Raw genomic sequence first — 20428 nt, 5'->3', positions numbered from 1 at the left:
AGCACACAACATGAGCCGCTCCACGAATGGCCGGTGAGGAGTCGGCGACATCCTTCCAACAGAACGACCATCGGGGCACCCGGGTTCCGCACCATGGCGGCCCGCCCGATCGAGCGTGAGCCGACCCGTCGGCCAGGGATCAGCCGGTCGGCCACGGATCAGCCGGTCGGCCATGGATCAGTCTGGCAGCAGAGCCCGGACCACCGTGTCGGTGAGCAGGCGACCGCGGCGGGTCAGGCGCACCCGGCCGGACTCGAGCGCGCCCGGTTCGACCAGGCCCGAGCGAGCGAGATCCGCGCACGCCGCCAGCCCGGCCTCGTCGAGCTCGGCCACGCCGAGCCCCTCGGCGAGCCGTACCCCCAGCATCACCCGCTCGACCCGTCGGGTGGACGCGTCGAGTTCCTCGCGCGCCGAGGCCGGACTGCGCTGCGCGCCGAGGCGGGCGGCGTACTCGGCCGGATGGCGCACGTTCCACCACCGCACACCGCCGACGTGGCTGTGGGCGCCCGGGCCGAAGCCCCACCAGTGGTCGCCCCGCCAGTAGCCCAGATTGTGGCGGCAACGGGCGGCCGGACCGCGCGACCAGTTGCTGACCTCGTAGTTGGTCAGTCCGGCGGCGGTGAGGATCTCGTCGGCGAGCAGGTACCGGTCGGCGAGCAGGTCGTCGTCGGGCTCGAGCAGCTCGCCGCGGCGCACCCGACGCGACAGCTTGGTGCCCTCCTCGACGGTCAGCGCGTAGGCGCTGACGTGGTCCGGGCCCAACTGCACCGCGGCCCGCAGGCTCGCCGCCCAGTCGGCCTCGGATTCGCCCGGCGCCCCGTAGATCAGATCGAGGCTCACCTGCTCGAACCCGGCTTTGCGCGCCCAGCGCATCACCTCGGAGACCCGCCCGGGGGTGTGCCGGCGGTCCAGCGCCGCCAGCACGTGCGGCCGGTCGCTCTGCATGCCGAACGAGACCCTGGTGTAGCCGGCCGCCCGCAACTGCTCGAGCTGGGCCGGGTCGACCGACTCCGGGTTCGCCTCGGTGGTGACCTCCGCGTCGGCGGCGAGCCCGAACTCGGCGTCGAGGGCGTGCAGCAGGCGGGCGAGGTCACCCGCGGAGAGCAGGGTCGGCGTCCCGCCGCCGATGAACACGGTGGAGATCGGCAGGTCGGCGTCGCCCAGCACCGCCCGGGCCAGCCGGATCTCCTTCGTGGCGATGTCGACGAAGGTCGTCAGGCCCACCGAGGAGACCAGGGCACCGCCCAGATCCGCCGCCGTGTAGGTGTTGAAGTCACAGTAGCCGCAGCGTGCCGCGCAGTAGGGCACGTGCACGTACGCCCCGAGCGCGCGCTCGGTCAGCTCGGCCAGAGCGGCCGGCGGGAGAGCGCCGTCGTCGGGCGGAGGTGACCCGTCGGGAGGCTTTTGTGGCATGCCCCCAGTGTGCCCCCAACGGATGGGGTTACAGCAACGCCACGTTTGTCAAGCGCACGAGCGGGCCGAAGATGGCCACAACAGGACCACGGCGGGATAAGCACCGGAAACGGGGGTCCCCCTCGGCACCGGCGAGACGTCGGGCACGTTTTGCCCCCGTTGTTGACGAAAGATCAGATATGGGCGGACCATCGTCGACCGGTCGAGCCCGGTGCGAAAAGATCCGGACATGGACGATGACGTCAGGGCCGTTCTCGAGGAGATCTCCGAACTGCTCCCGCCCCGAACCACCGTGTATCGTTCCAGCGCCGCCGCGCCCGCCGGTGATCTCTCCCTCGCCGAACCGGTGACCGAGCCGATCCGCCTGCCCGCGAGCCCGCTGCCGACGAGCTGACGACGCGCCGACCTCCCGGGGGGTGGCCGTGATCGGCGGTCTCCCCCGGGTCGACCCGCCCGATCTCCCCCGCCCGGGGGTGGATCACTTGCTCGTCGCGGACTTCCCGGTGTCGGTGGACAGCGCGGCGATGAACGCCTCCTGCGGGACCTCGACGCGCCCGATGGTCTTCATCCGCTTCTTGCCCTCCTTCTGCTTCTCCAGCAGCTTGCGCTTGCGGGTGATGTCACCGCCATAGCACTTGGCCAGCACGTCCTTGCGGATCGCCCGGATGTTCTCCCGGGCGATGATCCGGCTGCCGATCGCCGCCTGGATCGGCACCTCGAACTGCTGGCGTGGGATCAGCTCGCGCAGCTTGGTCGTCATCGCCACGCCATAGGAGTAGGCCTTCTCCTTGTGCACGATCGCCGAGAAGGCGTCGACCGTCTCGCCCTGTAGCAGGATGTCGACCTTGACCAGGTCGGCGAGCTGCTCACCGGCCGGCTCGTAGTCGAGGCTCGCGTACCCCCGGGTCCGGGACTTCAACGCGTCGAAGAAGTCGAAGATGATCTCACCGAGCGGCAGGGTGTACTTGAGCTCGACCCGGTCGGTGGACAGGTAGTCCATCCCCTTGAGCACGCCGCGCCGGCCCTGGCAGAGCTCCATGACCGCGCCGACGAAGTCGGTGGGCAGCAGCAGCATCGCGTCGACGACCGGTTCGTACACTTCGGCGATCTTCCCGCCGGGCCAGTCGCTCGGGTTGGTCACGGTGACCTCGGAGAGGTCCTCCATCACCACCCGGTAGACGACGTTCGGCGCGGTGGAGATCAGCGTCAGGTTGAACTCGCGCTCGAGGCGCTCCCGGACGATCTCCAGGTGCAGCAGGCCGAGGAAGCCGCAGCGGAAGCCGAAGCCGAGCGCCGCCGACGTCTCCGGCTCGTAGGTCAGGGCGGCGTCGTTGAGCTGGAGCTTGTCGAGCGCCTCGCGCAACGCCGGGTACTCGCTGCCGTCGATCGGATACAGCCCCGAATACACCATGGGCAGCGGGTCGCGGTAGCCGCCGAGCATCTCCGTGGCCGGATTGCGGGTGGTGGTGACGGTGTCGCCCACGCGGGCCTGGCGGACGTCCTTGACCCCGGGGATGACATAGCCGACCTCACCGACCGACAGCGAGCCCGTCGGATGCGGGTCCGGCGAGATCACCCCCACCTCGAGGGTCTCGTGGCTGGCGCCCGTCGACATCATCAGGCAGCGGTCCCTGGTGGTGAGGGTGCCATCGATGACCCGGACGTAGGTGATGACGCCGCGGTAGATGTCGTAGACGCTGTCGAAGATCATGGCGCGGGCGGGTCCGGCGGGGTTGCCGACCGGCGCGGGCACCTGCCGAACGATCTCGTTGAGCAGCTCCGGCACGCCCTGGCCGGTCTTGCCCGACACGCGCAGTACGTCACCCGGGTCGCAGCCGATGATCGCCGCGATCTCCTCGGCGTACTTCTCCGGCTGGGCGGCCGGCAGGTCGATCTTGTTCAGGACGGGGACGATGGTCAGGTCGTTCTCGATCGCGAGGTAGAGGTTCGCCAACGTCTGGGCCTCGATCCCCTGTGCGGCGTCGACCAGCAGCACCGCGCCCTCGCAGGCGGCCAGCGACCGGCTCACCTCGTAGCTGAAGTCGACATGGCCGGGCGTGTCGATGAGATGCAGGATGTAGTCCTGCCCGTCCTGCGCCCGCCAGGGCAACCGCACGTTCTGGGCCTTGATCGTGATCCCACGCTCGCGCTCGATGTCCATCCGGTCGAGGTACTGGGCGCGCATGTTGCGCGCCTCCACCACTCCGGTCACACCGAGCATCCGGTCGGCAAGGGTCGACTTGCCGTGGTCGATGTGGGCGATGATGCAGAAGTTGCGGATCATCGCGGGGTCGGCGCCGGGCGCCAGGTGCGGGGCTGCGGACACGCGGAGAGTTCTCGTTTCGCTCGCGGTGGTCACGGGAGCCGTCCCGTGCCGGGATCTGGGTCGACCTCCCTTCATCGTGCCAGGAGGCGGCGCGGTGGTTGCGCCGGTGCACCGGCCGGCAGCGGTTTGATATTCTGGGCGCCGCCTTGGTGGGCCGCGTCGTCGTCCCGAGCGGTCCGGCCGTCTCCGACTCCGCGTCACACCGATTTCGGTGCAGGTGGCCGGCCGGCCTCCGAGGCGTCGGTACGCCGGGCCGCCGCGCGCGGCCGGCGTCCGTATGATGACGTGTCCGCACCATCCCGACTCGACAACCAGAGGTTCCTCCGCGTGGCCAACATCAAGTCGCAGATCAAGCGCAACCTCACCAACGAGAAGCGGCGGCTGCGCAACAAGGCTGTCAAGTCCGAGCTCAAGACCCACGTGCGCCGGTTCCGCGACGCGGTCGAGGCGGGCGACGCCGAGCGCGCCGGCGAGACCCTACGGGTCGCCTCCCGCAAGCTGGACAAGGCTGTCAGCAAGGGTGTCATCCACCCGAACCAGGCCGCCAACAAGAAGTCGGCGCTGGCCCGCGCGCACGCGAGCCTGACGGCCAGCTGACACCGCGCGGCGGAGCCGGGGCACCAGGGGTGCTCCGGCTTTTCTGCGTGTCCGCGCCCCTGGCCGGCCCTGCGCGATCGCCAGCCCGTGGATTGCCCTGCCCGCGAGCCACACCCTCTCGCCGCCGCGGGCGCGGGTAGCAGTCGGCAGTCGGCAGTCGGAGCGGTCCTAGCGGACTGCCTGATCGCCCGGCGGGTTCTGCGCACTCGCCGGACCGCCGACCAGCGTCTCGTTGCCCGCCGGATGGATCAGCCGTTCGAGCACCTCGTGGTAGGCGACCATCGCGCCGACGGTCACCGGCAGGACGCCGACCACCCAGGCGCTCGCGAGGTCTCCCAGCGCGACGACCACCGTGACCAGCCCCGTGACGGTCGTGAGCAGCCCGCGCATCCAGCCGGCGGGCAGGACTCGCAGCCCGAACCAGCCTCCCGGTGGCGGCGCGTCGGTCTCGCCGGGATCCACGGCGTCGTGCCCCATGGCCGGCCCCGGCCGCGCGCCCGGGCCGCCCGTCGCGGACGATCCCTCCGGCCGCGGCGCCCCGGTCATCGACGCCCGCCGCGGTGGGCCCGATCCCGGGGGAACGACCGCGCTGCGGCCACCTCGCGCAGGAGCTTCTCCAGCGCATAGCCCGCGTCCACGGACGCCCCCTTCACGCCGGCATCCGCCGTCGCCGACGCGCGCAGCGCGAGCGCCAGGCCCGGATCGGACCAGGCACGCGCCGAACGCTGCGCCTTCTCGACCTTCCAGTCGGGCATGCCGAGGGCGCGGGCGAGATCCCACTTCGTCCCCGGGCCCGCCGAGGACACCCGGGCGAGATCCCGCAGCCCGCCGGCGACGGCACTAGTGATCAACACGGCCGCGGTCCCCCCTTCGACCGCCTGGCGCAGCAGCGTCAGCGCCTGCGGCAGGTCACCTCCGATGATCGCGTCGGCGACGGCGAACCCGGTGGCCTCGGCGCGTCCCCGATGGAACCGGGCCACCGCGGCCTCGTCCAACATGCCGCCCTCGGTGTCGGCGACGAGCTGGTCACACACCGCTGCGAGCTCGCGCAGATCGCCCCCGACGGCATCGAGCAGGGCCCGCACCGCGCCGTCGCTGACACGCCCGCCGAGGCGACGGACCTCGGCGACCACGAAGTCGTGCCGCTCCCGGGGCTTGGTGATCTTCGCGGCGGGCACGACGCGGGCGCCCGCCGCCTTCATGGCGTCGGCCAGCTTGCGGTTCTTCACCGCTCCGCTGTGCACGAGCACGAGCACGACGTCGTCGAGGGGATGGCTGATGTAGGCCAGCAGCGCGTCGCGCAGTTCCTCCCCGAGGTCCTGCACCCCCCGGACGACGACCGCCCGGCCACCGCCGAACATCGACGTGGCGCCGAGGTCCACCATGTCCGCCTCGGTGAACTCGGCGGCCGCCCGGTCGACGACCTCCACCTCGGGGTCGCGGGCCCGGGCCGCGTCGAGGACCTCGCGGACGGCTCGCCCGACGAGCAGGTCCTCGTCACCGGAGACGAGAACGAGCGGGGGCGCTGGAGAAGCTGGCACGCGGGTGAGCATGTCACGATCCCTCCCCTGCTCGGCGACGCACCACCGAGATCTCGTCACGGTCCGACACCGAGAGCCGGGCCGAGGGATCCACCCCGGGCCGGGGACACCCCTCGCCGGACTGACCGGACTCGCCGGACTCGCCGGGCCGACCGGGCTGCCCGGACTCGCCGGGCCGGCCCGCCCCGGCGGGCGACCTCGGCGCGACGACGGCGAGTGCCCCGTCGCGGTCGGTCCGGGCGACGGCCATCCCCGCCCGGCGCAGCGCGCGCAGCGTCGATGCTGCCGGGTGACCGTAGTCGTTGCCCGTCCCGACGCTGATCAACGCGAAGCGGGCCCCGCTCGCGGCGAGGAATCCGGGGTCCTGGTTGGCGGACCCGTGGTGCGGAACCTTGAGGACGTCCGCCCGCAGCCCGGCCCGATCCTGCGGACGGCCGAGTGACAGCCGTTGGGCGGTCGCCTCCACGTCCCCCGTGAGCAGGATGGTCACGGGGCCGACCCGGGCGGACAGCACGACGCTGTCGTTGTTGGGATCGCTGTCGGTGCCATGCAGGATGATCTGTGGCGCCAGCACCGTCCAACAGACCGCGCCCACCTGACCCCGGGAACCGGCGGTGATGGTGCGCAGCGGCACGCGCGCCCGGTCTGCCCACCGACGGACTGATCGCCACTGACCCGCCGGCTCCCGCAGCGGACCGACCAGCACCTCCCCCACCGGCAGCCGGCCGAGCACACCGGGGAGCCCGTCGACGTGATCCGCGTGCAGGTGACTCAGGACGATCACGGGTAGGCGCCGCACGCCGAGCTCGTCGAGGCAGCGGGCCAGCAGGTCCGGATCGGGTCCCGCGTCGACCAGCACCGCACTGCCGGGCCCGGCCGACAGCACCAGCGCATCCCCCTGCCCGACGTCGCAGGCCACCAGCCGCCAGCCGGCAGGCGGCCAGGAGGCGAACCGCTCGACGACGGCGCAGCGCGCCAGAAGCAGGCCGACGACGGCCGCGGCGGCCACCCGGCGCCCCCACCGCCGGCGCAGTACCGCCACCGCGACGAGGGCGGCGAAGGCTGCCGCGCCGGCTCCCAGGACCCCGGCGGGCCAGCCGACCGTGGCCGCCGGAAGGTGCGCGCAGCGGTGCGCGACCGTCACCAGCCACCAGCAGGGCAGGTCCGCAACGTGCGCCAGCATCCGGGCCAGCGGGGGCGACACGGCGGCGACGACCAGGACCAGGACGCCCAGCACGGTCGCCACGGGCACCGCCACCACGGCGAGGACGTTCGCGCCGATCGCGACCAGGCTCAGGCCCCCGCCGATCCACGCCAGCAGCGGCGTGCAGGCCAGCTGGGCGGCCGCCGCCACCGCGAGCACCTCGGCGAGCCGATCGGGCAGCCGCCGCGCGAGGGCGGTGTGCCAGGCCGGCGCAAAGACGATCATCCCGGCGGTGGCCTGCACGGACAGGGCGAAGCCGACGGAGACCGCGAGGGCGGGCCGCGCGAGGACGAGCACGGTGACGCTCGCCGCCAGGGCTGGCAGGACCGCGCGAGGTCGGCCGGCGGCGAACGCGGCCAGCCCGATGAGCCCCATCACCGCGGCACGCAGGACGCTGGCGGAGGGTCGGGCGAGGACGACGAACCCGACCAGGGCGGCCACACCAACCACCGCCCGCCCACGCAGACCACGCCGCGCCCGTGCCGCCACGACCAGAGCAGCCGCGGTCACGATGGCGACGTTGCCGCCGGAGACCGCGGTCAGATGCGACATCCCGGCCCGGCGGAAGTCGGCGCGGAGGTCCCCGTCGAGTCCGGAGACGTCCCCGACGACGAGCGCCGGCAGCAGACCACGCCGCGGCTCGGGCAGGCCTGCGGCGGCTTCGCGCAGGCCGACCCGCAGCCGCCCGGCGAAGCGCTGCACCGCATCAGGATCGCCCCGCAGGCGCGGCGCTCTGATGGCCAGCACGACCGCGGCGACGGTGTCGCCTGCCCGAGGGGCGGCGAGCCGGCCCGCGACGTCGAGATGCTGGCTGGGTAGCAGACCACTCCAGCCGACCCCCCGTCCGAGCAGGATGGCCGAGGCACGCAGCCGCACCACGACGGACCCGGCGGTGACGCGCTCCAATCGGACGGGTACGACGAACGTCGTGGCGGTGGCCGTTGGCGGACCGACTCGGGGCGTGGCCGTGGCGGCCGGCCGCGGATCGTCCGTGACGACGGCCCGAGCGCTCACCGACACCCCTCGCCGCACCAGATCGGCAAGCGGGCCCCGGTTGCCGGGACGCGCCGCCAGCCCGCCGGCGAGGACTCCGGCGGCGAGGAACACCACGGCCGTCAGGGCCACCCGGGCAGCCGCGGGCAGAAAGCCGTCGTGATCGCCATAGCCATGGCTATCGCCGTCGCCGCCGTCGTCCATCGAAGACGGCGCCGCGACACTCCCGCTGCCGGGAGCGCGCCGGTGCCGGCGGCGGGCCCGGGTCAGCAGGCCGGCCGGCACCGTCAGGACTGCCGCGGCGGCGAGGACGAGTGCGGCGTCCGGCAGCGACCAGCGGACCGCGACCGCCGCGCCGACCCAGGCCGCCAGCGCGGGCGTGACCAGCCGGGCGTCGGCCGGCGCAACTGCGGCCGACGGTCCCTGGGGCAGCGCGAGGCCGGTCTCCATGCCCACGGCGACCATCGCCGCATCACACCTTCACCAGCGGCAGCAGGTCCGCCAGCCGCTTGTCGCCCATGCCGGTGACCTCCCCAAGCTGTTCCGGGGAGCGGAAGGGCCCGTGCTCGGTGCGCCACTGAACGATGCGCCCGGCGAGCACCGGGCCGACCCCGGGCAGGCCGTCAAGCTGCTCGGAGCTGGCGCTGTTGAGATCGATCGGACCGCTCTGCGCGCCGCCGCCACCACCACCACCGGCGGGGGAGGACCCGGCCGTGCCGGGCGCCGGGGCGGCCACGACCGGCGGCGGCCCCGGGCGGCCGTCTACGAGGATCTGCTCGCCGTCGACCAGCACCCGGGCCAGGCCGATGCCCGTCGTGTCGGTGCCGGCAAGCACGCCACCGACCCGGTCGATCGCGTCGACCACCCGAGAACCGGCAGGCAGCCGGACCACACCGGGCCGCGTCACCCGGCCGGCGACGTCGACCACCACCTCACTGGCGGCGCCGGCGCGGGCCGGCGTGGCCGCCACGCCGGCGGCCACGGCCGCCGTGACGGACTGGCCGGCGTCCGTCCCGACGGCGTCGACGGAACCGCCGTCCGCCGTCGCCCTCGACGGGGCGACCACCGCCGAGGGCCGGCCCACCGGCGCGGCGACCGCCACCGGCCGGTGCTGCCAGGCGAACCAGGTCGCCAGGAGCGCGGCGGCGAGCGCGACCAGGGCCAGGACCAGCGTCGCGCTCGCGGCCGGCGCCGTCACCACACCGCGCAGGCTGGCCGGCAACCGCCGGCTCAGTCGCGCGCGAACCGCCCGCCGGCCACCCTCCGTGGGCACCCCGCGCTCCGCCCAACCGGCCACGTCGTCCACGACCGGAACCGTGGACGGACGGGCGGCCGATCTGTCCAGGGAGCGCGAAGAGCCGCCGTGTCCGGCTCCCGGACGGGCATCAAGGTCCGCATCTGCGGCGATGCCGTAACCGTCAGTGTCAGGCAGACCGGGGCTCCGGTCGGCATCGCCGTCGCGGCGGTCGCCCCAGTCTTGGACGGCCGCGCCGACGGTGGCGCCGAGCCAGTCCTCGTCATCGGCGAAGACGCCCTCGCGCACCCCGCCGGGTGGACGCGGCTCGCCGGTGAACACCGGTGGGGGCGGATCGGGCGGGAGTGGCTCCGGGAGCCGAGCCGCGCGCTGGGGGGATGGGGGCGGGCACCCGGGACCGGGGGTGGTTGTGACCATGACCGGACCGTAGATCGATGTTCGGTCCGTTCGCCGAGCCAGATGGCGATCTGTGGACAACGGGTGGTTGTCCACAGATCGGTCGGCGGCCCTGGGCGCAGGACCGAAGTCTCGTTACGGTCGTCACAGATCAGCGGACGGCTCGCGGAATACGTCCCCGGCCGGGACGTTGACCCGAGCTGTAAGTTGCGCATGCAACGACCTGGCGACGGACCCTGCCGCCTGGTCGGGCCCGCCACACCGCTCCGTCGCCGGGCGACCGACGTATCCGGCGGCTCCCTCTGGAGGACCCAATGACCACGACCACCGCCCTGACCGACCTGACCGGCACCTGGACGATCGACCCCGCCCACTCGCGGATCGGCTTCGCCGCGCGGCACGCCATGGTCACGACCGTGCGGGGGCAGTTCACCGCCGTCGAGGGCGCCCTGAACCTGGACGGTGCCGAGCCGACGGCGTCCACCGCCACCGTAACGATCAAGACCGCCTCGTTCGACACCGGCGTGCCGGACCGCGACGGCCACGTGAAGTCCGCCGACCTGCTCGACGTCGCGACCTACCCGACGATCACCTTCGTCAGCACCGGCGCGGTCGCCGGCAAGGGCGACGACGAGTACGTGCTCACCGGCGATCTGACGATCCGCGGCGTCACCCACCCGGTCGACCTCGACATCGCCTTCGAGGGCAGCTCCAAGGACCCGTTCGGCAACGTCCGGGCCGGCTTCACCGGCACCACGACCCTCAACCGCAAGGACTTCGGCCTGACCTTCAACGCGGTGCTGGAGACCGGCGGCGTCCTCATCAGCGACAAGGTCAAGGTCGAGCTCGACATCTCCGCGATCAAGGCGTCCTGACGGCTCTCCGGGAACGGCGCCTTGCCACTGTGGCCCGCGGAGGTGACCCTTCTGTTCCTCCGCCGGGCCCAGCGGTAAGGTCCACGCGACGCCGACATTCTGGGAGCACCACGGGAGGTGCGCCGATGCACGTGACCGTCAACTTCGACCGTTGCGCCAGCAGCGGCACGTGTGTTCAGCTCGTTCCGGACGTCTTCGAGATCCGGGACGACGGTTACCTCTATCTACTGAGCGAGGAGCCGGACGACACGCGGTGGGACGACCTTCAGGAGGCAGCCGACGCCTGCCCGACGGAGGCGATCAGCATCAGCGACGGCTGACGGGGCGCCGACGGACCGCGGGACGGTCGAGGGCCGCCGAGCGGTGCGGTCCGACCGACACCGGGTAGGAACTCGGGTGTGGATCCGCACAGGTGGTGCGGATCCACTCAGGGGGTGCCTCGATGGCGACGATCTATCGGCAGCAGCGACACCAGCAGACGCCCAGCGCCCTGTGGTCGGCGATGCTCGTCGTCGGGCTGGCCGTCACGGTGTTGGGACTTCTGCTGATCCTCAATCCGTTCGCGACGGCCGGCACTCTGGCCGTGCTTGCCGGGGTGGCTCTGGTCCTGTCCGGGATCGGTGAGACGCTGGCCGCCGCCAGGGCTGAGAACTCCGCCAGCACCGCCTTCTTCGGGGTCCTGCTCATCCTCGGCGGCGTCGTCGTGCTCCTGTGGCCGGGAGTGACGTTGCGGGTGCTGGCGCTGCTCGTCGGCGCCATCCTGATCGTCACCGGCGTCGCGCGGGCACTGGTGACCCGGGCGTTGCGATCGCCCGAGACCGGTGCCCGCGGCGTGGTGCCCAGCTACGCGGTGGCGGCGCTCAGCGTGGTACTGGGCGTGCTCGCCCTCGCCTGGCCGGACGCGACGATCGTGGCGCTTGCGGTGATCTTCGGGATCCAGCTCATCGTCACCGGAGTCACCGAGATCGCGCTGGGGCTGTCGCTGCGGCCGCGTACGCCTGCCTGACGCGGGGTTCTGGCGGCCTGGCGCCGACGGTCCGCCGCCCTGGGCACCGGCCGCCCGCCGCCCGCCCGCCACGCAGGCAGGCGACCCCCTCCCGGGACCTCCGTACCCTGCCGGCGTCACGGACTCGCTCAGGCGAGGATGCGGTCGCGCCAGCGGCGGATCGACTCCTCGTCGGCACCGTGGTCCCGAACCCAGCCGGCCACCCCGCCGGGATGGGCGTCGGTCGTCGCGATGACCGCCTCCGCGGCGGCGAGCGACGTCTTGACCAGCTCACGCCCCCGCTCCGGGTCGCTCACACCCGGCAGCAGGGCGTGCCCCTTGAGCCGCTTGACCACGCCACGCATGTTCTGCTCGGTGGCCGCGTAGTCGGCAAGGACGTCTCCCTCGACGACGCCGGCGAGGCGCAGCAGCACGGCGATCGTGACTCCGGTGCGATCCTTGCCGGCGGCGCAGTGCACGAGCACCGGACCCGGCGCCTCCCCCACGACCTTGACGATCGCGGCGAGCTGGGGGGCAGCGTGCTCGACCATCGCCACGTAGAGCGCCTGCAGGCCGCCCTCCATCGCACCCGAGGCGGCGGTGTGGCGGCCCGGTGCCGCCTCGTCGCCGAGCAGCGGAAACACCCTGATCTCGGCGCCGAGGGCGGCGAGCGGATGCGGATCGGGCCCGCGCTCGACGGCCGAGCGCAGGTCGATCACCGTACGCGGCGGCCAGGTCACCGACTCCGGCGGCGGGCGGTCCCCCGCCTTCGGCATCTCGCTGCGGTAGAGCACGCCGGGGCGGGTGCGACGGCCGTCCGCGGTCGTCATGCCCCCGACGTCGCGGAGGTTGACCAGCCCGGCGATGTCCGCCGGGGCCGGCGCCTCCAGCGGTGGGGCGGAACCTGTGCCCGCCGCGTCGGTCGGATCGGTGATTGACGTCATCGGGTTCTCCTCCGGCCGTGCGTGCCTGGTTACGGTCAGCGCCGATCGGCGCCGGTCGGGCCGGACCGCGGCCGGTCCGAGTCGGCTAGGACCCGGACGGCGGGCCCGTCCGCCCCTGACGCCGCCGCCGGCGGCGACCCCCATCCTCGCGGATTTCCGCTGGATGAACCCGCAATCACACGATGCGTCCGGCCACTTACCGCCCGCCGCGGGCGATGACGTCGCCGCTCACTGCTCGGTTGGATCGAGTTCGAACAGCGACAGGTCCACAGCAGCCCCCGCCGGGCGCGCCCTGGCGGACCCTGCTCTGCGGTGCGCGACATCACCGCCGGCGACCAGATCCGCAGCCGCCACCGCAGGGCCGCCCGCCAGTTCCACCGCGTCCGCCACCGTCGGATCGAGGTCGACCGGGTCGGTCAGCCGGGGATCCTTGTTGCGGACGTTGCCCACCGCCGCGCCCACCGGATGGGCGGCGAGCACCCCGACCGGCGCCGGCCGCAGCAGCGGGGCGAGCGCGGCGGGATCGGCCGCCGGGTCGATCCACCGGTCCCAGGCCGCCGCGGGAAGGATCACCGGCGATCGGTCGTGCAGGAACGCCAGGCCCTCGGCCGCCCCGGTGGTCAGGATCGTGAAGGTCACCAACGGTACGTCCCCCTTGCGCCACACCTCGTAGAGGCCGGCGAAGGCAAGGACCCCCTCGCCCGCCGGGTGCCCCGCCGGGTAGATGTAGAACGGCTGGCCGCGCCGGGAGCCGCCGCCCGGATGGAACCACTCGTAGAAGCCGGTGGCGGGCACGAGGCAGCGCCGGGCCGCGAAGGCCGCGCGGAACGCCGGCTTGGTCGCCACCGTCTCCGCCCGGGCATTGATCATCTTGGCGCCGATGGCGCGGTCCTTGGCCCAGGACGGCACCAGCCCCCAGGTGGCCAGCCGCAGGACCCGGCCGGCTGGCTCCCGCCCCGACAGATCGTCACCCGACGGGCCGCCCGCATCGCCGCCCGCATCGCCGCCGGCGGCGCCGCCCGGTCCGCCGCCGGCCTCGGGCGGCTCGGCGACGACGATCGGCATCGTCGAGGTGGGGGCGACGTTGTAGCTCTCCGCAACCCCGCCGCCGGTCTCGTCGCGCGCGGACATGGCGGCGACCAGATCGTCCGCCTTCAGCTTCTGCGTGTAACGACCGCACATGGCGACCAGTCTGGCAGCCGAGTCCGACAATTCCCGGTCGCTGCCGGCAGGCGCCCGGCGGGGGACCCGCGGCAGCGGCTCGGCGAAGCCCGATGCTCAGCCGAACAGCAGACCGCCCCCGCCGGCGAGGCAGGCGAGCCCCGTCAGGCCGAACAGACCCACCCAGAAGCCCGGGGGCAGCCCGGTCAGCCGGGCGAGCTGATCTGGATCCGAGTCCCTCCCCCGGCGCCGGCGCCGCTGCCGCTGCACCTCGACCACCGGCCGCAGCCCTCCCAGCAGCAGGAAGCAGGCGACGTAGGCGGCGAACCCGGCGCGCGCGGTGGGCGGCGCGAACCAGGAGACCGCGAGGATTGCCGCGGTGCTGACCACCAGCGACATCACCCCGAAGCCGTTGCGGATCACCACCAGCATCGCGAGCAGCATCGCCACACAGAGCTGGAGCACCAGGCTCGTGCGGCCGGTGGCCAGCAGGGCGGCGGCGCCGAGTCCGATCAGCGAGGGCGTGGGGTAGCCGGCGGCGACCGTGGCGATCACACCGGGGCCCGTCGGTCGTCCGGAGGAGACGGTGACCCCGGAGGTGTCCGAATGCAGGCGGACGCCGGCCAGACGCCGGCCGCTCGCGACCGCGGCCAGGGCGTGCCCGCCCTCGTGCGCAATCGTGATCACGTGTCGGGCGACGGGCCACAGTCGGTCGCTGAGCACCGTCACGGCCGCCAGGACGGCGGCGACGACGAAGACCCACTGCGGCGGCGCCGCCTGCGCCTCGATGCTGCGCCGCAGGATCTCCACCCGGCCGCTCCCCTCCGACAACTGCGCGTATGTACGCGTCGCCCGCTACGGCGCCGTCTCTCCCGATACGCGGCCGTCGGCCCGACACCGGCGACGGCGTCCGTTCGGACATCATCGATCCTCGGGCCAGGGGAGCGCGAAGGTGCCGGCGGGGGTCCTCGAAAGGGCGTGCGCTCCCCTGTCGGGCGCCCCCGTGGTCGGGGGGCGGCGGTAGGGTCGGGAACGCGTTTGGGTGCCCGGGGGAGACCGCGAGGACAAGCTGAGGAGTGGCCCGTCGTGGCGGAATACGTCTACCGGCCGGTTATCACTGTGGCGAGGGGGCTGTTCGGCGCGCTGCGCCTGCGGCTCGACGTGCGGGGTGCGGAGAACATCCCCGCCTCCGGGGGCGGCATAGTACTGATCAACCACGTCTCCTATCTCGACTTCGCGCTCGCCGGCCTGCCGTTCTGGACCGCCCGGCGGCGGCTCGTCCGTTTCATGGCCAAGAAGGAGGTCTTCGACCATCGGATCTCCGGTCCGCTGATGCGCGGGATGCACCACATCCCGGTCGACCGGCAGGCGGGGGCCGCGTCGCTGCGGGACGCGCTGAAGGCGCTGCGCGCCGGCGAGTTCGTCGGGGTCTTCCCCGAGGCGACGATCAGCCCGAGTTTCTGCCTGGCCTCCTTCAAGTCCGGTGCGGCCCGGATGGCGGCGCACACGAACGTCCCGGTGATCCCGGTGATCCTCTGGGGCAGCCAGCGGGTTCTCACGAAGGGCCATCCGTTCCAGCTTCGGGACGCCATCGGCACCCCGATCTCCATCACGGTGGGCCGGCCGGTCCCCCCGGCCGAGCTCACCGACCGCCAGACCGGGACGGACGTCCTGCACAAGGTGATGACCGAGCTGCTCGACGAGGCGCAGCGACGCTATCCGCGTCCCGCGCCCGGCGAGGCCGACTGGTGGGTGCCCGCGCACCTCGGCGGGTCGGCCCCCCCGCCGCCCACCGAGCCGGACGACCCGGAGTCGTGAGCCGGCAGGTGGCGCCGCAGGTGTCGCGCCGAGAAATGCGGCTTGCCCTCGCCGAGCGGACGACGCCGCGGCGCGACGTCGACAGAGACCTTCCAGACCGGCGAGATGTTCCAGTCCGGCGCGAGATCTTCCCGTCCGGCGAGGTGTTTCCAGACCGGCGAGGTGTTTCCAGACCGGCGATGACGGAGTGTTCGCCGACGCGCTGACCGACGTTGATCTGCAGATCCGGCCGGAGCCCGCCGCCATGGGAAAGGCCACCGGCGACGAGGAGTGTTTCGCCTCCCCTGCTCATGGCACGGCCCTGCGCCTGGTCGATCAGCGGGTGCCCCTGTGCCGCAACCACCATCGTTGCTGGATCTACCTCCGTCGGGGGATTGCACCTGCGGCCTGTCCGCCGTCCTCGATCGCGGCCGGCGCGCGGCCGGGGACGGTGGAACTCGCGCTGGTTCTCGGCCGCGCAGCCGTTCATCCGGATCGGGACCGGCCTCGGCGCCGGGTGTACCGCCGCACGCCGGAACAGCCCTGGCCTGGAACGCGGCGAGGCGGAACGAGGCACGTCGCCACTCGCCGCCGGCACTATCGGGGCCCTGGGATGCCCGGTTCCGCTTTCCCCGCGTTTACCGTGAAGGCACCTGGGTACCCGACCGGGCGGATCATGATGCGAAAGAGGGACGTCAGGCGGAGGTTTTCCCGTGCTCACCGTAGGCTGGATTTTACTGGTGATCTGCGCCGTCGCCGTCCTCGCCAGCGTCATGCTCCTTGGGCAGCGTGACAGCCGACGGGCGGGGCTGCAGCGGCGATTTGGTCCCGAGTACGACCGCGTGCTCGCCGAGCACTCGGACCGGCGATCGGCGGAGCGCCAGCTCCGCCAGATTGCCGACCGGCGCGACGCGCTTACCATCACACCGCTGACCCAGGCCGAACGGGAGACCTACACGGCCCGCTGGGAGACGCTGCAGACCCGTTTCGTGGACGATCCCGCCGAGGCGACCAGCCTGGCGGACGCCCTCGTCGGTGAGGTGATGCGGGCCCGGGGATACCCGGCCGGCAGTTTCACCGAACGCACCGAACTGCTGTCCGCCGACCATCCGCGCGTCGTCGCCGGCTACCGGGAGGCGCATCAGCGGACCACGGCCAAGCCGGACGGGAAGGGCGCCGCGGGCCGGCGGGACACCGAGAGCCTGCGCTCGGCCTTCGTGCGCTACCGCGAGGTGTTCAACCAACTGGTCGGCGTGACCGCCGGCGCCAGCAGCCACGCCGTCGCCGGCGCCAGCGCCGCCGCCAGCGCCAGCGCCAGCGACGACCAGGCAGCCAAGCCGGACCGGCAGGACCGGCCTGCCGCCGGCCTCGCCGCCACCCCCGGTCAGCGGGAGGCGTGAACCCGCGCGCTGACAACCGTCCACCAGAACCCTTCTCTCGGCGGGGTGACCTCCGCGGTCACCGCGCCGACGGCACCCATGCCGCCCTGTGGCCGGCCCCCTCGTAGCACGACAGGAAGGACCGTCATGAGCCTCGACGGCATCAGGCACGACCGCCGCCCCGCGGCGAACTCCCGGCCCGGCCAGGGGCGCGACGCCGACCGGTGGCGGGAGATCCTGCTCGGCTTCGTCGACGATCCTCGGGCCGCCGTCGAGCAGGCCGACCGCCTGGTCGACGAGGCGGTACGCGCCCTGCAGGACCGGATCGAGGCGCAGCGCGGCGACCTGCGCGAGGCATGGCGCTCCCGCGGCGAGGCGTCGACGGAGGACCTGCGGATGGCCCTGCGCGGCTATCGCGATCTCTGCCAGGATCTGCTCGCCTACGACCGCGGGGAGTCCCGCAGCTTCGCCCCGACGGGGTCGGCGTCGCTGGTGGCGCGGGACGCGGGCCGGGCCGCCGCCGGGACGAGCGGTGCCGCCGATCCCGCCGCGAGGCCCTCCACCGACGTCCGACCGTCCGCCGCCGCCCCGGCCCGGCCGGCCTCGGACGAGGAGCGGCCCCGGACGCCCATCCCGATGGAACCGTCCCGGTCGCGGATCGCGCCGGCCAATGCGATGTGGGACGGGATCCGCTAGGCCCGGTAGCGGGCTGCCAGAGCACGCCGCCGCGGCGGATGGACGTTCGCCCGGCTCAGGTCGCCGCCGTAGTGGGCGAGGACGCGGTCGTCCATCAGCCGGAACCACACCGGGGGCAGGTACGCGGCGAGCAGCAGCGTGGCGTATCCCGCCGGCAGTTGAGGCGACTCCTCGAACGACCGCAGGACCTGGTAGCGCCGGGTGGGATGGGCGTGATGATCGCTGTGCCGTTGGAGCTGGTAGAGCGCCAGATTGCTGGTCACCGCGTCGCTGTTCCAGCTGTGTCGCGGGGTGACGGGCTCGTGGCGCCCGTCGGCGGTGCGGGCCCGGGCCAACCCGTAGTGCTCGATGTAGTTGACGCCTTCGAGCAGGGTGAATCCGAACACCGCCTGAGCGACGAGGAAGACAAGCACCGACGGCCCGAAGGCGACGGCCAGCGAGCCGAACAGGACGGCGGTGAGCAGCCACCCGAGCATCACCTCGTTGCGCAGCGAGATCACCCGCGCTCCGCGCAGCCGCAGCCGACGGCTCTCCAACGACCAGGCCGACCGCAGGCTGCCCACCACGGTGCGCGGCCAGAAGCGCCAGAAGCCCTCCCCCAGGCGGGCGCTGGCCGGGTCGGCCGGCGTCGCGACCCGCACGTGATGACCCCGGTTGTGTTCGACGTAGAAGTGCCCGTAGCAGGTGGGCGCGAGCATCAGCCGCGCCAGCCACCGTTCGCGCCGAGCCCGCTTGTGGCCCAGTTCGTGGGCCGTCGTGATCCCCACCCCGGTCACCGTGCCGACCGAGATCACCGCGCCGACGCGGGCGGCCGGCGACAGGTCACCGCCTGCCCAGGCCGCGGCGCCGAGGACCAGACCGATGCCGGCCAGCGGCAGATAGAGGTAGGTGCAACGGCGATAGAACGGATCCGCTTCCAGAGCGGCCCGGATCTCCTCGGGAGGATTCACCGAATCCGCCGGCGTCGATATGTCCAGCAGCGGGACACCGACGAAGACGAACAACGGCGTGATCCACCAGTGCACCCCGAGACCTGTGCGGTGCCACAATCCATAGCTCACGATGGCGAGCAGTGGAACGATGACGGCGGTCAGCCACATGTACCGCTTACCGTCACGCCAGGCAATCCCGCCGGGCGCGGTGAGCACGGGAGCCGCCACCGGCACCTCCGATCCGCCGGGCCGACCGGCAGGTCACCGAGCGGGCCGGTAGCGGCACGAATCGGGCATCCGACGGTTCGGCAGAACTGACCCGCCAATCTGCCATCCGTTCCTCCACCATGACAACAGGATGTCCGCCACAACGACCCGTGAGGAGTAACCCGGCAGTGGCGATGGACGGTGCGCGGCTGCGGCCGGAGGGCCGGCGGTCGCGTTCGATGAGCGACTCGCCGCCCTGGATCGGCGGGGTGATGGTGGGCACGCTGCTGCTGGCGGCCCTCGTCCTGATCACCTACACGCTGCTGCCCCTGCCCGGTCAGGAACGGCTCGGCGAGGGCAACTACCTGCTCGCGGCGGCGCTGTTCGCCGCGAACATCGCGTTCCCCCGGCTGCTGCGGCGGGTGCGGCGGGCGCGGCGACGCCGCACGGAGCGCCGCCGCTGATCGGTCGAGCTGCGCGGGCCGGCCGTTGAGCTGCGCGGGGCCGGCCGACGTGGGGTGTCCCACGTGTGGCCCTGCGCGGTGGCGTCGGCTGCCACGATGGCCGGATGTCCGCCCTGGTCGTCCTGCTCGTCGGCCTGGTCGCGGGCATCGTGGTCCGGCGGCGGCAGCGACTGCCCGCCCAGGCCGCCGCGGTCGTCAACACCTGGCTGCTCGACATCGCGCTGCCGGCGCTCGTCCTGCGCGCCATGCACACCGTGACCTTCCCGGGCAACCTCGCGCTCGTGGTGGCCGCGCCCTACCTGCTGTTCGCCCTGTCCACGGCGCTGTACCTGCTCGCGGCGCGGCCGATGGGGCTGTCCCGCCAGACGGTGACGGCCCTGGTCGCCGCGACGGCGGTGGCCAACACCAGCTTTGTCGGCTTCCCGATGGTCACGGTCTTCTTCGGGGCGTCGTCGGTGCCCATCGCCGTCCTCGTCGACCAGCTCGGTTCGTTCCTGCTGCTCAACACCGTGGTGCTCGGCGCCGTCACGATCATCGCCGGGTCGTCGCTGCCGCGTGCGGAGCTGGCTCGCCGCGTCCTGACCGCCCCGGCACTGTGCGCCCTGGTGGCCGCGCTGGTGCTGCGGCCGTTGACCTTCCCCGGCTGGCTGGACTCGGCGCTTGCCTCGCTCGGCGCGACCCTCACGCCGCTCGCCCTGTTCTCCATCGGCCTGCAGCTGGAGGTGCGGGCCGTCCGGCAGTGGTGGCGCGAGCTGGCGCTCGGCCTCGGCGTGAAGCTGGTCGTCGCCCCCGCGTTGGTGGTGGGGATCTACGCGCTGACCGGAACGCTCGGCGACCACGACGTGACGATCGCGCTGTTCGAGGCGGCGATGCCACCGATGGTCGCGGGCGCGCTCATCGCCGCCCGGCACGACCTCGCCACCCCGCTGCCCAGTCTGCTGGTGGGGGTCGGGGTGCCGCTGTCGTTCGCCACGCTGCCGGTCTGGTCGTTGCTGTTGAAGTCCTGACCTGGACCGACGTCTGATCTGATGAGCGGAACAGGCGCACGGTCTAGGCTGGAGTGCGGACATGGAAGTGGTGTCCGGAGCCGTCGCCCCAGCCGCCCGACGCCTCGTGGAAGCGGGCCGAGATCCGTCGCGCGCCGCCTGCGGTTGACGTGCCGCGCCCGCGTGGCCGATCGTCGTGGCTGCCGCGGCTCCGGCACCGTCGATGCCCCCAGGCAGATCCGGGACCAGGCGAGCACGAGGAGTGACTTCGGTGGAT

The 20428-nt window shown here is 73.1% G+C and carries 20 protein-coding genes; 10 read left to right on the top strand and 10 right to left on the bottom strand.

Translation table 11 applies throughout. From position 1 onward, the window contains the following. Positions 1–177: 177 nt before the first annotated feature. Complete coding sequence (gene hemW / locus FRAAL_RS08695; RefSeq protein WP_011603177.1) at positions 178–1413, bottom strand: radical SAM family heme chaperone HemW; 1236 nt, start codon at positions 1411–1413, stop codon at positions 178–180. A 229-nt stretch (positions 1414–1642) separates the two neighbouring features. On the opposite strand from hemW, the gene FRAAL_RS33710 reads away from it, so the two are divergent. Next, positions 1643–1807 carry a hypothetical protein gene (locus FRAAL_RS33710; RefSeq protein ID WP_173402681.1) on the top strand — a complete coding sequence of 55 codons (165 nt, stop codon included), beginning with the start codon at positions 1643–1645 and terminating at the stop codon, positions 1805–1807. An 84-nt stretch (positions 1808–1891) separates the two neighbouring features. Here the strand turns inward: FRAAL_RS33710 and lepA are convergent, their stop codons facing one another. Further along, positions 1892–3739, bottom strand: coding sequence for a translation elongation factor 4 (gene lepA, locus FRAAL_RS08685; RefSeq protein ID WP_011603175.1), 1848 nt, complete (start codon positions 3737–3739; stop codon positions 1892–1894). A 327-nt stretch (positions 3740–4066) separates the two neighbouring features. Between lepA and rpsT the strand changes: the two genes are divergently transcribed. Next, entirely contained in the window at positions 4067–4336 is a 270-nt protein-coding gene (rpsT, locus tag FRAAL_RS08680) for a 30S ribosomal protein S20 (RefSeq protein WP_041939039.1), read from the top strand. Positions 4337–4504: 168 nt separating this feature from the next. Here the strand turns inward: rpsT and FRAAL_RS08675 are convergent, their stop codons facing one another. The 4 genes from FRAAL_RS08675 to FRAAL_RS08660 form a co-directional block, all read right to left on the bottom strand. Further along, entirely contained in the window at positions 4505–4813 is a 309-nt protein-coding gene (locus FRAAL_RS08675; protein ID WP_231861580.1) for a hypothetical protein, read from the bottom strand. Positions 4814–4878: 65 nt separating this feature from the next. After that, entirely contained in the window at positions 4879–5877 is a 999-nt protein-coding gene (gene holA / locus FRAAL_RS08670) for a DNA polymerase III subunit delta (RefSeq protein WP_231861579.1), read from the bottom strand. A gap of 13 nt (positions 5878–5890) precedes the next feature. Then, positions 5891–8539: a ComEC/Rec2 family competence protein gene (locus FRAAL_RS08665; protein ID WP_011603170.1), complete on the bottom strand. Its 2649-nt coding sequence runs from the start codon at positions 8537–8539 to the stop codon at positions 5891–5893. A gap of 7 nt (positions 8540–8546) precedes the next feature. Beyond that, complete coding sequence (locus FRAAL_RS08660; RefSeq protein ID WP_157892017.1) at positions 8547–9380, bottom strand: ComEA family DNA-binding protein; 834 nt, start codon at positions 9378–9380, stop codon at positions 8547–8549. 659 nt (positions 9381–10039) lie between these two features. On the opposite strand from FRAAL_RS08660, the gene FRAAL_RS08655 reads away from it, so the two are divergent. The 3 genes from FRAAL_RS08655 (at position 10040) to FRAAL_RS08645 (ending at position 11606) form a co-directional block, all read left to right on the top strand. Beyond that, positions 10040–10600 (top strand): YceI family protein, encoded by a 561-nt coding sequence (locus tag FRAAL_RS08655; protein ID WP_011603168.1) that lies wholly within the window; start codon positions 10040–10042, stop codon positions 10598–10600. A 125-nt stretch (positions 10601–10725) separates the two neighbouring features. Further along, positions 10726–10920: a ferredoxin gene (locus FRAAL_RS08650; RefSeq protein WP_041939036.1), complete on the top strand. Its 195-nt coding sequence runs from the start codon at positions 10726–10728 to the stop codon at positions 10918–10920. 122 nt (positions 10921–11042) lie between these two features. Beyond that, positions 11043–11606, top strand: coding sequence for an HdeD family acid-resistance protein (locus tag FRAAL_RS08645; RefSeq protein WP_041939035.1), 564 nt, complete (start codon positions 11043–11045; stop codon positions 11604–11606). Between the two features lie 128 nt (positions 11607–11734). Here the strand turns inward: FRAAL_RS08645 and FRAAL_RS08640 are convergent, their stop codons facing one another. The 3 genes from FRAAL_RS08640 to FRAAL_RS08630 form a co-directional block, all read right to left on the bottom strand. Beyond that, positions 11735–12529 carry a tyrosine-protein phosphatase gene (locus tag FRAAL_RS08640; RefSeq protein ID WP_011603165.1) on the bottom strand — a complete coding sequence of 265 codons (795 nt, stop codon included), beginning with the start codon at positions 12527–12529 and terminating at the stop codon, positions 11735–11737. A 228-nt stretch (positions 12530–12757) separates the two neighbouring features. Next, positions 12758–13711, bottom strand: a complete 954-nt coding sequence (locus tag FRAAL_RS08635; RefSeq protein ID WP_041939034.1) for an SOS response-associated peptidase — start codon at positions 13709–13711, stop codon at positions 12758–12760. A 96-nt stretch (positions 13712–13807) separates the two neighbouring features. Further along, positions 13808–14521: a M50 family metallopeptidase gene (locus FRAAL_RS08630; RefSeq protein WP_011603163.1), complete on the bottom strand. Its 714-nt coding sequence runs from the start codon at positions 14519–14521 to the stop codon at positions 13808–13810. Positions 14522–14776: 255 nt separating this feature from the next. Between FRAAL_RS08630 and FRAAL_RS08625 the strand changes: the two genes are divergently transcribed. The 3 genes from FRAAL_RS08625 to FRAAL_RS30300 all read left to right on the top strand — a co-directional run bounded on the left by FRAAL_RS08625 (position 14777) and on the right by FRAAL_RS30300 (position 17562). After that, positions 14777–15508 (top strand): lysophospholipid acyltransferase family protein, encoded by a 732-nt coding sequence (locus FRAAL_RS08625; RefSeq protein ID WP_041939032.1) that lies wholly within the window; start codon positions 14777–14779, stop codon positions 15506–15508. A 692-nt stretch (positions 15509–16200) separates the two neighbouring features. Further along, positions 16201–16887, top strand: a complete 687-nt coding sequence (locus tag FRAAL_RS32375) for a hypothetical protein (RefSeq protein ID WP_011603161.1) — start codon at positions 16201–16203, stop codon at positions 16885–16887. 126 nt (positions 16888–17013) lie between these two features. Then, positions 17014–17562, top strand: coding sequence for a hypothetical protein (locus FRAAL_RS30300; protein ID WP_011603160.1), 549 nt, complete (start codon positions 17014–17016; stop codon positions 17560–17562). Here the strand turns inward: FRAAL_RS30300 and FRAAL_RS08610 are convergent. Further along, positions 17559–18722, bottom strand: coding sequence for an alkane 1-monooxygenase (locus FRAAL_RS08610; protein ID WP_041940318.1), 1164 nt, complete (start codon positions 18720–18722; stop codon positions 17559–17561). The two genes, FRAAL_RS30300 and FRAAL_RS08610, sit on opposite strands and share 4 nt — an antisense overlap. A gap of 218 nt (positions 18723–18940) precedes the next feature. Here FRAAL_RS08610 and FRAAL_RS08605 point away from each other — a divergent pair, with 218 nt between their 5' ends. After that, a complete protein-coding gene (locus FRAAL_RS08605; protein ID WP_011603158.1) occupies positions 18941–19165 on the top strand; it encodes a hypothetical protein in 225 nt (74 codons plus the stop codon). A 104-nt stretch (positions 19166–19269) separates the two neighbouring features. Further along, positions 19270–20172 carry an AEC family transporter gene (locus tag FRAAL_RS08600; RefSeq protein ID WP_041940317.1) on the top strand — a complete coding sequence of 301 codons (903 nt, stop codon included), beginning with the start codon at positions 19270–19272 and terminating at the stop codon, positions 20170–20172. Positions 20173–20428 lie beyond the last annotated feature (256 nt).

Origin of the sequence: Frankia alni ACN14a, from assembly GCF_000058485.1 — a bacterium.
GTDB lineage: Bacteria > Actinomycetota > Actinomycetes > Frankiales > Frankiaceae > Frankia > Frankia alni.
This window is presented reverse-complemented; position numbering and strand designations above follow the sequence as displayed.

Excerpts from the sequence above, each read along its gene's own strand:
- hemW (WP_011603177.1), bottom strand. The coding sequence starts at position 1,413 with ATGCCACAAAAGCCTCCCGACGGGTCACCTCCGCCCGACGACGGCGCT.
- FRAAL_RS33710 (WP_173402681.1), top strand. The coding sequence starts at position 1,643 with ATGGACGATGACGTCAGGGCCGTTCTCGAGGAGATCTCCGAACTGCTC.
- FRAAL_RS08675 (WP_231861580.1), bottom strand. The coding sequence starts at position 4,813 with ATGGGGCACGACGCCGTGGATCCCGGCGAGACCGACGCGCCGCCACCG.
- FRAAL_RS08665 (WP_011603170.1), bottom strand. The coding sequence starts at position 8,539 with ATGGTCGCCGTGGGCATGGAGACCGGCCTCGCGCTGCCCCAGGGACCG.
- FRAAL_RS08655 (WP_011603168.1), top strand. The coding sequence starts at position 10,040 with ATGACCACGACCACCGCCCTGACCGACCTGACCGGCACCTGGACGATC.
- FRAAL_RS08650 (WP_041939036.1), top strand. The coding sequence starts at position 10,726 with ATGCACGTGACCGTCAACTTCGACCGTTGCGCCAGCAGCGGCACGTGT.
- FRAAL_RS08645 (WP_041939035.1), top strand. The coding sequence starts at position 11,043 with ATGGCGACGATCTATCGGCAGCAGCGACACCAGCAGACGCCCAGCGCC.
- FRAAL_RS08640 (WP_011603165.1), bottom strand. The coding sequence starts at position 12,529 with ATGACGTCAATCACCGATCCGACCGACGCGGCGGGCACAGGTTCCGCC.
- FRAAL_RS08635 (WP_041939034.1), bottom strand. The coding sequence starts at position 13,711 with ATGTGCGGTCGTTACACGCAGAAGCTGAAGGCGGACGATCTGGTCGCC.
- FRAAL_RS30300 (WP_011603160.1), top strand. The coding sequence starts at position 17,014 with ATGAGCCTCGACGGCATCAGGCACGACCGCCGCCCCGCGGCGAACTCC.
- FRAAL_RS08605 (WP_011603158.1), top strand. The coding sequence starts at position 18,941 with ATGAGCGACTCGCCGCCCTGGATCGGCGGGGTGATGGTGGGCACGCTG.
- FRAAL_RS08600 (WP_041940317.1), top strand. The coding sequence starts at position 19,270 with ATGTCCGCCCTGGTCGTCCTGCTCGTCGGCCTGGTCGCGGGCATCGTG.